At 66.1% G+C, this 11,972-nt stretch carries 10 protein-coding genes; 7 read left to right on the forward strand and 3 right to left on the reverse strand.

Going from position 1 to position 11,972, the window contains the following annotated elements:
* Positions 1-3: 3 nt before the first annotated feature.
* Entirely contained in the window at positions 4-1,365 is a 1,362-nt protein-coding gene (locus ACR65K_RS19445; protein ID WP_440154595.1) for an ABC transporter substrate-binding protein, read from the reverse strand.
* 218 nt (positions 1,366-1,583) lie between these two features.
* Here ACR65K_RS19445 and ACR65K_RS19450 point away from each other — a divergent pair, with 218 nt between their 5' ends.
* Positions 1,584-2,636 carry a LacI family DNA-binding transcriptional regulator gene (locus ACR65K_RS19450; protein ID WP_440154596.1) on the forward strand — a complete coding sequence of 351 codons (1,053 nt, stop codon included), beginning with the start codon at positions 1,584-1,586 and terminating at the stop codon, positions 2,634-2,636.
* 156 nt (positions 2,637-2,792) lie between these two features.
* Here the strand turns inward: ACR65K_RS19450 and ACR65K_RS19455 are convergent, their stop codons facing one another.
* Together ACR65K_RS19455 and ACR65K_RS19460 are read right to left on the reverse strand one after the other, a co-directional pair.
* The gene (locus ACR65K_RS19455) at positions 2,793-4,040 is read right to left on the reverse strand and encodes an FAD-dependent oxidoreductase (protein WP_440154597.1); all 1,248 of its coding nucleotides are present in this window, start codon (positions 4,038-4,040) and stop codon (positions 2,793-2,795) included.
* Positions 4,033-5,325, reverse strand: a complete 1,293-nt coding sequence (locus tag ACR65K_RS19460) for an MFS transporter (RefSeq protein WP_440154598.1) — start codon at positions 5,323-5,325, stop codon at positions 4,033-4,035. The genes ACR65K_RS19455 and ACR65K_RS19460 overlap by 8 nt, the downstream gene beginning before the upstream one ends.
* Before the next feature lie 48 nt (positions 5,326-5,373).
* On the opposite strand from ACR65K_RS19460, the gene ACR65K_RS19465 reads away from it, so the two are divergent.
* From ACR65K_RS19465 to ACR65K_RS19490, 6 genes are all read left to right on the forward strand, one after another.
* Positions 5,374-6,180, forward strand: a complete 807-nt coding sequence (locus ACR65K_RS19465) for an IclR family transcriptional regulator (RefSeq protein ID WP_440154599.1) — start codon at positions 5,374-5,376, stop codon at positions 6,178-6,180.
* A 119-nt stretch (positions 6,181-6,299) separates the two neighbouring features.
* Positions 6,300-7,430 carry a cupin domain-containing protein gene (locus tag ACR65K_RS19470; RefSeq protein ID WP_440154600.1) on the forward strand — a complete coding sequence of 377 codons (1,131 nt, stop codon included), beginning with the start codon at positions 6,300-6,302 and terminating at the stop codon, positions 7,428-7,430.
* Positions 7,430-8,272, forward strand: coding sequence for a fumarylacetoacetate hydrolase family protein (locus ACR65K_RS19475; RefSeq protein WP_440154601.1), 843 nt, complete (start codon positions 7,430-7,432; stop codon positions 8,270-8,272). Before ACR65K_RS19470 ends, ACR65K_RS19475 begins: the two co-directional genes overlap by 1 nt.
* Positions 8,272-9,030 carry a maleylpyruvate isomerase family mycothiol-dependent enzyme gene (locus tag ACR65K_RS19480; protein ID WP_440154602.1) on the forward strand — a complete coding sequence of 253 codons (759 nt, stop codon included), beginning with the start codon at positions 8,272-8,274 and terminating at the stop codon, positions 9,028-9,030. Before ACR65K_RS19475 ends, ACR65K_RS19480 begins: the two co-directional genes overlap by 1 nt.
* 224 nt (positions 9,031-9,254) lie before the next feature.
* The gene (locus tag ACR65K_RS19485; RefSeq protein WP_440154603.1) at positions 9,255-10,853 is read left to right on the forward strand and encodes a PucR family transcriptional regulator; all 1,599 of its coding nucleotides are present in this window, start codon (positions 9,255-9,257) and stop codon (positions 10,851-10,853) included.
* Positions 10,850-11,809 carry a glutaminase gene (locus tag ACR65K_RS19490; protein WP_440154604.1) on the forward strand — a complete coding sequence of 320 codons (960 nt, stop codon included), beginning with the start codon at positions 10,850-10,852 and terminating at the stop codon, positions 11,807-11,809. Before ACR65K_RS19485 ends, ACR65K_RS19490 begins: the two co-directional genes overlap by 4 nt.
* Positions 11,810-11,972 lie beyond the last annotated feature (163 nt).

Consider the following 11,972-nt stretch of genomic DNA (forward strand, 5'->3'; position numbering starts at 1 on the left):
GAACTATCCTTTAGAGGCCCGGTCCAGGGAAGCCTGGCCCTTGCTCTGGGCGTCCTTGATCCTTTGTTCGAGCGCAGACTCGTCAACCTTGCCCGCGGCCAGGTCCGGGACGGACTGGACGGTGACGTTGAGGAGGCCCAGCTGGATGTCGCCCCAGGCACCGGTGAAGGGGGTGGCCTTGGACTTTGCGGCGGCCTCGGCCAGCGGCTTGAGCTTGGCGTCAGTGAGGGTGGCCAGGGCTTCGGCGTTGGCCGGAAGGTCGCCGAAGATCTTCTGGTAGTTCAGCTGCTCGTCCTTGGAGGTGATCAGCTTGATGTAGGCGAACGCGAGGTCCTTCTGCTTGGAGTAATCAGCCACCACCAGGTTGTCACCTGAGAGGATGCTGGCGGCGTCGCCGTCGGACTTGGACTGCGTCTCACCCGGAGCGATGGTGGGCATGAGGGTGTATTCGTACTTGCCGGCGATGGCCGACTTATCCAGGGTGGGGATGGAGCTGGACGTGGTCATCATCAGGTAGCCGGCCTTGCCGCTGGCGAAGGCGGCCACGGCGTTGCTGTTGCTCCAGCCCACTGCAGCGGGGTCCACAACCTTGTCGTTGGTCAGCCAGCCGAAGTAGGTCTCGTAGGCCTTCTTGACGGTGGGGTCGTCCATCTTCAGCTTGTTGCCGTCCACCAGCGGGTTGCCTGCCTGGACGGACATGGCCCAGATGAACTTCCAGGGATCGAAGTTGTCCTTGTAGCCGGTGGCGATGCCGTATGTGCCGTCCTTGGTCATCTTCTTGGCTTGGGCGGCAAGTTCATCCCAGCTGGTTGCGGGCTTGTCGATGCCTGCGGCCGCGAGGAGGTCCTTGTTGTAGGCCATCACGAACGGGCGGCTGACGAAGGGAATACCGGCCAGGTGGTCCTTGTCCGGTCCGGAAATACCGAGTGCGGCCTGGTTGAAACGGTCCTTGCCGCCAACTTTCTTCCAGTCGTCATCAGAGAGGGTGACGAATGCCTTGGTGGCGTAGGCCGTGGGGGTGAAGGTGGTGCCGAGCCCGTAGACGTCGGGGCCCTGCCCGGAGACCACGGAGGTCTGGATCCTGGTGAGTTCATCGTTGGCCGAAGCGAAGGTTTCGAACTTCACGTCGGCTCCGGTTTCAGCCTTGAACTTGGTGGCGATGTCGCTCTGCCACTGCTTCTGCTGTTCGGGGTACTGGCTGAGGACGCCGACCAGGACGTTAAGGGTTTTGCCCGTCCCGTCCACTTTGCCGTCCGCATTCGTGGAACCTCCCCCGCCGGTCCCGGAACCTGAACCGCAACCGGTCAGGGCGAGTGCTGCAGCCGTAACAATCGCCGCAAGCCCAGTAGTCGATTTAAACCTCATTGTTTTTCTCCTCTAGGACACCCACATGGCCACATCCGTCCTGTGGCGGAAATCACTGCAGGCGACTCGAAAGCCAGTCTAGGAAGATGGCAAGCAGGTGGCAAGCGGTTGCCAAAAGTTGCCATAAGTGCTCAGATGGAGGCAGTAAAAAGACAGGGCACGCCGGCAGGAAACTGGGGATGGCCGTTCGTCCAGCCAGCAAGGAAAGGTCCACTGCCATGGCTGATTCAGGGACTACAGAGACCGCCAGGGACGCACCAAAACGTGATGCACGGCGAGACCGCCCGCCCACCATCCGCGACGTTGCCGAGCTCGCCGGGGTGGCAACGTCCACCGTCTCACGCGCCCTCGCCAAGCCGGACCGGGTAAACCCGCGCACGCGCGTACGGATCGAAGAGGCGGCAGCGGAACTGAACTACGTGCCGAGTTCGCAGGCGCGCGGGCTTAGTTCCGGCCGGACCAATGCAGTAGCCGTGCTGGTGCCCGACATCACCAACCCGTTCTACTTCGACATCATCCGCGGCACCCAGCACCAGCTCAAGGCCGCCGGCGTGACCCAGCTCCTGGTGGACACCGAGGAGTCCAGCGAGATGGAACTGGATGCGCTGCAAAAGATGCGCAAGTCCGCGGACGGCTTCATCCTTGCCGCCTCGCGCCTGACGGACGCCCAACTGGCAGAGGTCTCCCGGACCCAGCCCCTGGTCACCTTCAACCGTGCCTCCACCAGCGCCCCCACGGTGATGATCGATACGCCCTCCGCCATCATCCAGGCCCTGGAGCACCTGGCCTCCCTGGGCCACCACAGAGTCTGCTATGTCGCCGGGCCGCCCACCTCATGGTCAAACCAGGCGCGATGGAAGGTCTTCGAGGAAGACGCCACAAGGCGGGGCATGGAGGTCCACCGGATCGGCCCCTACACCCCGAAGACGACCTCAGGGGCCGCCGCGGCGGACGCGGCGGTCAGGACGGGGGCCACGGCCTGCATCGTCTTCAACGACCTGCTGGCCATCGGTATGCTCCAGCGGCTGCAGGCCCGCGGTATCCGCGTCCCGGAAGACATGAGCATCATCGGGTCGGACGACATCTTCGGCGCCGACTTCTGCAACCCGCCCCTCACCACCATCTCCAGTCCCATTGAACAGGCCGGGAGGGTGGCGGTGTCCATGCTGCTGGCGCAGCTCAACCCACTGTCCGGAAGCGCCACCCGCCAGCTGGCCGTCATGCCCACCCACCTGACCATCCGGGAGTCCACCGGCCCCGCGCCCCAGTAGAGGAATCCATTGCTCCGTACCTGCCGTTTTGAGGCGTCAAAAGGACAACTACGGAGCAGTCGATGGGGGTTGAACGCCCCGCCCGGCCGATTCATAAAGCGGCGTACGACGCCGGGAGCCACCCGCCGTCGTACGCCCGCCGTTGGAATGCCGTGCCTAGGCTTCCACCAACTTGGCCCCGGCCCGAACCTCCGCGGGAACGCCGGGCTCGCCGCGGCCGTACAGCCAGTCGTTGTACTGGAAGTTGTTGTCGCCGCGGCTCTTGAACAGCATGTTCCGCAGGACTCGGGCCACGCCGTCCACGTGCCAGGACTCGCCCCAGATCCGGGCGGTCCGCTGAACGCGCGCGGTGCGGGCGGCACGGACTTCATTGAACTCGCGGAAGGCAGCCTCCCAGGCGCCGGCGTCGATCCCCTCGGGGGTGAACACCTTGTTGCAGGCCACATCCTGGAGCACGGCTGCATCTTCCAGGGCCTGGCAGGCACCCTGGGCCAGGTACTGCAACATGGGGTGGGCAGCATCGCCGATCAGTGCCATGCGGCCGGACACCCAGTTCTCGATGGGGTTGCGGTCGTACATGGGCCAGCGGATTCCGGTGGCCAGGTTTTTCAGGGCTTCCTGCACAGCGGGGACGCAGTCCTTGTACGCGGCCTGGAGTTCGTCCACGCCGCCGTACTGCTCTTCGCCGCGTTCAAAGGAGGGGGACTTGAACACTGCCACGGTGTTGAGCAGCTGGCCCTTCCGCAGCGGGTACTGGACCAGGTGGCAGTCCGGGCCCAGGTAGACAATGACGTCCTCCAGGTCCGCGGCGGGAGTCTCCTCCGTGACGGGCACCGTCCCGCGGTACGCCACGTAGGCCGAGTTGACCGGACCGTCGTTGGCAACCGTGCCGCGGAGGGTGGACTTCAGGCCGTCGGCTGCCAGGATGGCGTCGGCTTCGAAGACTTCACCCTTGGCGGTGTAGGCGCGGGCCCGGTCGCCGTCGGTTTCCACCTTCTGCACCAGGACGTCGTTCACCAGCGTGACGCCGGCTTCCTGGCAGGCCTCCAGCAGGATCCGGTGCAGGTCGCTGCGGTGGATGACAACGTAAGGGGCGCCGTAGCGTTCCTCGAACTCGCCGCCCAGGGTCTGGCGGGTCAGTTCCTCACCGGTAATGGCGTCGCGGAACACCAGGTGCTTGGGCTGGACGCCGATTTCCAGCGCCTTCTCCAGCAGGCCCCAGCGCTTGAGGACGCGGGAGGCGTTGGGGGCCATCTGCAGGCCTGCACCCACTTCGCCGAAGGCCGGCGCCACTTCAACCAAGGTGACATCGGCGCCGTTTTCGCGGAGCGCCAGGGCTCCGGCGAGTCCGGCCATGCCGCCGCCCACGACGAGGACGTCGGTGGACTCTTTGACGTTAGACATTGGAAACTCCTACTGCTGTTGATTTCTTGATTTTCATGCCGACTGCCGCGATCAGGACTGCTGCCGCGGCGGCTGCTCCGGCAAACGCCAGGAAGTTTGAATTGACGCCCAGGCCCGCTGCGAGCAGGAGCCCACCGGCCTGCGGCGCGGCAACGGCGCCGATCCGGCCCACGCCGAGCGCCCAGCCCAGGGCGGTACCGCGCAGGTGCGCCGGGTAGTGGCTGGCCACGGCGGCGATGATCAGGCACTGGGTGCCGTGCGTCCCCACACCGGCAAGCACCAGCATGAAATAGACGACGGCGACGGGCGGCCCGGTCACCAGGACCATCAGGGCGACGGCGGCAACGGCCGCTGCCGCAATGGCCGTGGGGATGGGTCCGAACCGGGTCCCCGCCCAAGCCGTCAGCACCGAGCCCGCCACGGCGCCCAGATTGAGCGCCAGCGCGAACGTCAGGGCGGAGCCAAGGTTGTAGCCGGCCAGCTGCATGAGGTTGGGCAGCCACGTGCCCAGCCCGTACCAGGCGAACAGGGTCACCAGGGTGCCGATGGCAAACAGCACGCTGATGCCAAGGTAGGGCGCCCTCAGCAGGGAACCGAATCCCACTGAGGCCTTGACTGTGCCTCCGGCTTCCGCGCCAGGATTGGGGGCCAGGGTTTCCGGCAGGTAGCGAAGGCCCAGCGGGATCACCACCACCAGGGCGACGACCGCCACCAGGAACATAACGGGCCAGCCGAAGGCCGGAATCAGCGGGATGCCCACCAGTGCGGCGATGGATCCGCCGATGGGAACCCCGGACATCATCAGGGTGGCAATGGTGGACCGCCATTTTTCCGGCACCAGTTCGGCCACAAGGGCATTGGCTGAGGGCACCAGGCCGCCCAGTCCGATGCCGGCCAACAGGCGGAGGCCGCCGAAGACCGGCGCGTTGGGCGCAAAGGCGCAGAGGATGGTGAAGACGGAGAAGACGATGGCGCAGCCGATGATGGTGCGCCGCCGGCCCCAGGTATCGGACATGCGGCCGGCGAAGACCGCCCCGATCATCATGCCGACGAAGGCCATGGACCCGATGGTTCCGGCCGTGGCCTTGGTGAGGCCCCAGCCGGTGTCGCTGATGAGCGAGCCCTGGACGGTGCCGTAGACAATCAGGTCGTAGCCGTCGAAAACGACCAGCAGCCAGCACACCAGGACGGCGAGCATGGAACGCCGGGGAAACCCGGAAAGGCCTGCGCCCGGAGCGGGGGCGGCCGTGCGCTGCGGCGCTGCAGCGGAAGTTGTGTGATTCATCCCACCACTGTGCTGGCAGTCATACCGTCCCGCCCATAAGATTCTGTTATGCAGAATCTTCCGGCCCGGCGGAAGCCCACCTATTCGATCGAAGCGGTGGACAACGCCCTGCAGCTCCTCCAGTTGCTGAGGGACGTTGGCAGCCTGCGGCTCAAGGACGCGGCAGAGGAACTGGGGGTGGCCCCGTCCACAGCCCACCGGCTCCTGGCCATGCTGGTGTACCGGGGCTTTGCGGTCCAGGACGAGACTCGCCGGTACGTGCCCGGGCCGGCCATGGGCGCGGGCCCCGCAGGCTTCAGCTGGACCCGGAAACTGCGGGACATCTCGCGGCCGCACATGGAACTGCTGTGCGCCCGCACCAATGAGACCGTCAACCTCATGATCCGGGTGGGCACCAAGGTCCGCTTCCTGGACACGGTGGAGAGCACCAACATCCTGCGCGTCGGGGACCGCCAGGGCACACTGCTTCCGGCGCACAAAGCCTCCGGCGGCAAGGCCATCCTGGCGGAACTGGATCCAGGCGTCCTGGAGCAGCTGTTCCGCAGTCCCAACGCGGAGCTGGGCGGCGACTACATCCCGGACGCCGAGTATCCGGCCTTCCTGCGCGAGCTGGAGTCCGTCCGCGCCAACGGGTTTGCCGCCAACTTCGAGGGCACCGAGGAGGGCATCAGTGCCTTCGGGATGGCCCTGCACAACGGCAAGGGCATGGTGGTGGGCGCCCTGAGCGTGGCCACTCCCGTGGCACGGTTCCGCCCGTTGTTCGACGCCGGACTGGTGGGCGTCATGATGGAAACCCGGCGCCAGCTGGAAATAGACATCGCCGCCAATCCGGCGGACGGTGCAGGGGGCGCCTGAGCAGGGCCAACAGCGGGCGCGGAAGTAATTCTGGCAGCCAGAATATGTTAGGGATCACAGCAGATTTTCCCTAGGGTCGAATCCACGTCGCAGTCAGTCCGCACGCAAGGAGAAGGCCAGTGTCGATCAGCGCTGAAAACCAAACGCACGAATCCGTAGCGCAGGAACACCATGTTCCCGAGCCCACCCCTGAGGAGGCTGCCCAGCTTGAGCAGCTGTACCGGGATTTCGATAAAGAGAACCTGATTCCGTTGTGGACGGAGATCGCGGACCTGATGCCCATGGTCCCGTCCCCCAAAGCAGTGCCGCACGTATGGCGGTGGAATGACCTGTACCCCCTGGCCGCCCGCGCCGGGGACCTGGTGCCGGTGGGCCGCGGCGGGGAACGGCGCGCCATCGCGCTGGCCAACCCGGGCCTTGCCGGCACCCCCTATGCCACCCCCACGCTGTGGGCAGCCATCCAGTACCTGGGCGGCCGGGAAACGGCACCGGAGCACCGCCACTCGCAGAACGCCTTCCGCTTTGTCGTTGAAGGCGAGGGCGTGTGGACCGTGGTGAACGGCGACCCCGTCCGCATGTCCCGCGGCGATTTCCTGCTCACCCCGGGCTGGAACTTCCACGGCCACCACAACGACACCGACGAGCCCATGGCGTGGATCGACGGCCTGGACATCCCGTTCGTGCACTACGCCGACGCCGGCTTCTTCGAGTTCGGCACCGAGCGCGTCACCGATGAGGCCACCCCGGACATCTCCCGCTCCGAGCGGCTCTGGGCCCACCCCGGCCTGCGCCCGCTCTCCGGGCTCGATGACACCACCAACTCCCCCATCGCCGCCTACCGGTGGAAGTACACCGACGCCGCCCTGCGCGAACAGCTGCTGCTGGAAGACGAGGGCCACCCGGCCACGGTCTCCCAGGGCCACGCCGCCATCCGGTACACCAACCCCACCACCGGTGGTGACGTGATGCCCACCATCCGTGCCGAGTTCCACCGGCTGCGCGCCGGCGCCAGCACCGAGACCGTCCGCGAGGTGGGCTCAAGCGTCTGGCAGGTCTTCGAAGGCACCGGCACTGTGACCCTCAACGGCGAAACGAAGATCCTGGCCAAGGGCGACCTGTTCGTGGTCCCGTCCTGGGCTGCCTGGTCGCTTCAGGCCGAGAGTGAATTTGATTTGTTCCGTTTCAGTGACGCCCCCATCTTTGAGCGCCTGAACTTCAACCGCACCTACATCGAAGGACGCACCAAGTAATGAAACTCCTCACCCTCCGCCTCGCCTCCGGCCCCGGCGATGAAGCACGTACGACGGCGGTCCGCCAGGACGGTGACACTCTCACCGAGATTCCGGGCTTCTCCGACGTCGGTGCCCTGCTGAAGGACCCCAACTGGGAAACCACGGCCAAGGAAGCCCGCGGCGCAACGCACGCGCTCGACGGCGCCGACCTCGCCGCCGTCGTGCCCTCACCGGGGAAGATCATCTGTGTTGGCCACAACTACCGCAACCACATCAAGGAGATGGGCCGCGAGGTCCCCGAGCACCCCACCCTGTTCGCCAAGTACGCCGAATCCCTGATCGGCCCCAACGACGACCTCGCCCTGCCGCAGGAGTCGGACACCGTTGACTGGGAGGCGGAGCTCGCCGTCGTCATTGGCAAGTCCGGCCGCCGCATTCCCGAGGCGGAAGCCGCGGACCACATCGCCGGCTACTCGGTGCTGAACGACATCAGCATGCGCGACTACCAGTTCCGCACCATCCAGTGGCTGCAGGGCAAGACCTGGGAGAAGTCCACCCCGTTCGGCCCGGCCCTGGTCACCAAGGACGAGTTCACTGCCGGACCGCTGATGACCTCGGCCGTGGACGGTGAAGTCCAGCAGAGCACCCCCACCTCGGACTTGGTGTTCACCCCAGAGTTCCTGGTCTCCTACATCTCCACGATCATCACCCTGAACCCGGGGGACGTCATTGCCACCGGCACCCCCGGCGGTGTGGGCCACGCACAGGACCCCAAGCGCTACCTGCAGGAGGGCCAGGTCCTGGTGACCACCATCGAGGGCCTGGGCCAGCTGACCAACCGCGTGGTCAAGGAAGCCTGATGGTTGCCCGGCACGACCAGGCCACCGATCCCGTCCTGCTCGACGGGCTGCTGCAGGCCCGGCGCGGCACCGCGTTCTTCGCCCGCAAGCTCAATGAGCTGACGGACGCGGAACTCGACGGTGACTCGCTGCTGCCGGGCTGGAGCCGCCGCCACGTTGTAGCCCACGTGGGCTACAACGCGCGGGCGGTGGCCCGCCTGGTGGAGTGGGCGGCCACCGGGGTGGAAACACCCATGTATCCCTCCGTTGAAGTCCGCAACCACGAGATCGACTTCGGCGCCACCCTGAGTCCCATCGCACTGCGGAACCTGTTCGACCACTCCGCCGTGCACCTGAACGTGGAATGGCGCGACCTGCCCGCCGACAACTGGCACCACAAGGTCAAAACCGTCCAGGGCAGGACAGTCCCGGCGGAAGAAACCGTGTGGATGCGCACCCGTGAAGTGTGGGTGCACGCCGTGGACCTGGACAACGGTGCCACCTTCAAGGACATCCCCGCACCCGTCCTGGAACGGCTCCTGGGCGACATCACCGGTGCCTGGCACGCCCGCGGGACCGACAAGGACCTGATGGTCGAAGTTACCGGCGCAGCGTCGCCTCTGACTTTCGGTGACACGGCGTCTGCCTCACCCACCGTGGTTTCGGGTTCCCTTCCGGCCATCGCGCAGTGGGCCACCGGCCGCGGCACGGACGGAACCACGGCAAAGCTCGACAACGGATTGGTCACCCCGGCGGCGCCGGCACCGGCCTGGATCTGACCGGGACCACTTACACCGCACCGGAGGCGGGCCAGCATGCGCTGGCCCGCCTCTGGTCGTTACCGCAGACGTGCCGCTTCCGCCCCCGCGACTGCGCCTCGGGCTGGAAACCAAAAATGGGCCGCTGGACTTGGAAAAGATTCCATGAAATCACCTGCGGAGGCTGGATAGCATGAGGTGACCGGACAGAGCCGTCCGCTGGGATCGACACAAAAGGAAAAGCCATGGCCGCGGTTACGGTGGATGACATCCTCTCGGATCTTCCCCTTGGCTTCGCCAGCCTCATCCTCCGGCCTGCCCCTTCGGCGCCGGCCATCGAACGGTTCCTGATTGTGGACGCGGACGACGAAGCCATCGAGCCCGCCAAAGCCTTTGTCCTGCTCATCGGGGTCCGCGGCAGGTCCGCGCTGCCTGCCCTCCGGCGCCTCCTGAAGGACCCGCCCCCGGTGGTCGCCATGAAGGGCCAGCGTGAAGACCTCGCAGAAGCCGAGGAACTCCTGCGCGCAGCCGGGTTAGGTCTGCTCCTGGTGGACCCGTCGGCAGACTGGGACCGCCTGCTCTCCATTGCCAAGGACCGGATCCAGCCGCGCAGCTACCAGAGCGAAGTGCTGACGCTGCTCGAGGAAGACCTGTTCGCAATCGCCCAGACCACGGCGCGGCTCACGTCCAGCCATGTGCTCATAGAGGATGCGGCCAACAAGGTCCTGGCCTACTCCACCGTCACCAACGACATCGATGAACTCCGGAAGGCGTCCATCCTGGCCCGCCGCGGCCCCCGCAAGTACGAACTGCTGCTCAAGGACCTGGGCGCCTACCGGGAACTCCACCGTACCCGGCAGCCGGTCCGCGTCCCCGCACGGCCCCAGGACGGGCTGCGGGAACGGGTTGCCATCGCACTCTTCGCAGGCGAAAGGATCATGGGCTACATCTGGCTCCAGGAGACCGGGGCCGGCTTTGGTCCGGATGTTGAATACGTCCTGACCGGCTCCGCGGCACGCGTTTCCGCAGAACTGATCCGCTACCGCAACCAGCAGTCCGTCCATATGCGGGAGGACCGGATCGTCCGGATCCTGTCCGGCCCCGCCGAGGCCGCCGCCAGCGCGCACAGCGGGAAAATCCCCTCGGAACGTCCCGCCGCGCTCATCCTCATCGGCATGTCCGACGCCGACTCGCGCGCCGACGACGCCGGGCTCAAGCACGGGGAACTTGCCAACCTCGCCTCCATCCACGCAGCCGCATACAAGCCCACCGCCGTCGTGGGCCAGTTCAACGGTGACACCGCCATCATCGTGCCCGACCTGCAGTCCAGCACCGCGGAATCAGGGCTGCGGTCGCTGGCCGAAGCGATCGTCCGGGATGCCGGCAAACACCTCGGCATCAGTCCGTTCGCAGCCGTCGGCCCCCTGGCGCCGGACCTGCTGTCCCTCCACACGGTGACCCGGATTACGGAGGCGCTGCTGGCCTGCGTGGGCACCGCGGAATCCGGCACGGTTGCCTCGGTAGGTGATTTCGAAGCCGAGATCCTCTACCGCGAGGCGGCCCGGAACTTCCACTCTTCACCCTTCCGCCACCGCAGCCTGGCAACACTCCTCCAGGAAGATGCGGAGCTCGCCGAAACCCTGCGCGCGTATTTCGACGCGTCCTTCGACGTCGCCGAGTGCGCCCGGCAGATGAACCTGCACAAGAACACCGTGTACTACCGGGTGGCGAAAGCCACCCGGGTGACCGGCCTCAACTTCAGCAGTCCCAGGGACTCCCTGGTGGCACTGCTCCACCTCCAGGAGTGGGCCTCCACCTCCTACGACACTTCGGGCAGGAAATGACCACAACGCTCGGTGCACCACCCCTGGACGTCCTCCTTGAGGACATCGTCCGGTATCACCGGCCGCGGAAGGAAACGGGTGCAGTGCCCCGCAACATCCCCTTCCTGGCCAAGGTCCCCTTCGACCGGTTTGGAATCGCCGTCGCCACCACCACCGGTGACGTCTTTTGCTCCGGCGACGCTGACGTCCCCTTTTCCATCCAGAGCATCTCCAAGGTGTTCACCCTTGCCATGGCATTGCAGGGCGGCGGATCGGCCCGCCTGTGGTCACGGGTGCTGCGCGAACCCTCCGGAACCGCCTTCAACTCCCTGGTCCAGCTCGAAGCCGAACACGGCATCCCGCGCAACCCCTTCATCAATGCCGGCGCACTGGTGGTCACCGACCACCTGATGGAAGGGACGCCCGACGCCGCCGAGCACCTCCTGCGGTTCCTCACCGAACAGGCCGGCACGCAGGCCCCCATAGGAAAGCAGGGACAGCCAGGACCGTTCATTGACGAGGCCGCCGCTGCCGGCGAACTGGCCGGCAGCAGCCGCAACCTGGCCTTGGCCCACTTCCTGAAGGACTTCGGAAACCTCACCCAGCCCGCGGAATCAGTGGTGGAAAACTATGTCCGCCAGTGTTCCATCATGATGACCTGCACCGAGCTGGCCAAGGCCGGCCTGTTCCTTGCCAATGACGGCCAGGGTGCCTCCGGGACGGTGTTGTCGCCCAGCGAGGCCAAGCGGGTGGGCTCCATCATGCTGACCTGCGGCATGTATGACGCTGCCGGCGAGTTCGCCTACCGCGTGGGCCTGCCCGGCAAGAGCGGGGTGGGCGGCGGAATCCTGGTCATCGTGCCGGGCCAGTGCGCCATCTGTGTGTGGAGCCCCCGCCTGGATGCCAAAGGCAATTCCCTCGCCGGCACGGCAGCCCTTGCCGACCTCTCCGACCGCACCGGCTGGTCCGTTTTCTAGATTTTCCCATCCCATCAGATCTCCCCCGGATCGAAAGGAAATACCCATGCCCAACAACCCCAATGACGAGGTTGGTTCCGACCACATTATTGATGGTGGTCACGCGCATGCGTCCGAGACCTCCCTGCACGCGGAGGACAAGGGTTACCACAAGAACCTCAAG

It is taken from the genome of Arthrobacter sp. SAFR-179 (genome assembly GCF_059414945.1).

Coding starts and splice junctions, on each gene's coding strand:
- ACR65K_RS19475 (WP_440154601.1), top strand. CDS start 7,430: ATGAAACTCCTCACCCTCCGCCTCGCCTCCGGCCCCGGCGATGAAGCA.
- ACR65K_RS19460 (WP_440154598.1), bottom strand. CDS start 5,325: ATGAATCACACAACTTCCGCTGCAGCGCCGCAGCGCACGGCCGCCCCC.
- ACR65K_RS19450 (WP_440154596.1), top strand. CDS start 1,584: ATGGCTGATTCAGGGACTACAGAGACCGCCAGGGACGCACCAAAACGT.
- ACR65K_RS19480 (WP_440154602.1), top strand. CDS start 8,272: ATGGTTGCCCGGCACGACCAGGCCACCGATCCCGTCCTGCTCGACGGG.
- ACR65K_RS19445 (WP_440154595.1), bottom strand. CDS start 1,365: ATGAGGTTTAAATCGACTACTGGGCTTGCGGCGATTGTTACGGCTGCA.
- ACR65K_RS19465 (WP_440154599.1), top strand. CDS start 5,374: ATGCAGAATCTTCCGGCCCGGCGGAAGCCCACCTATTCGATCGAAGCG.
- ACR65K_RS19455 (WP_440154597.1), bottom strand. CDS start 4,040: ATGTCTAACGTCAAAGAGTCCACCGACGTCCTCGTCGTGGGCGGCGGC.
- ACR65K_RS19490 (WP_440154604.1), top strand. CDS start 10,850: ATGACCACAACGCTCGGTGCACCACCCCTGGACGTCCTCCTTGAGGAC.
- ACR65K_RS19485 (WP_440154603.1), top strand. CDS start 9,255: ATGGCCGCGGTTACGGTGGATGACATCCTCTCGGATCTTCCCCTTGGC.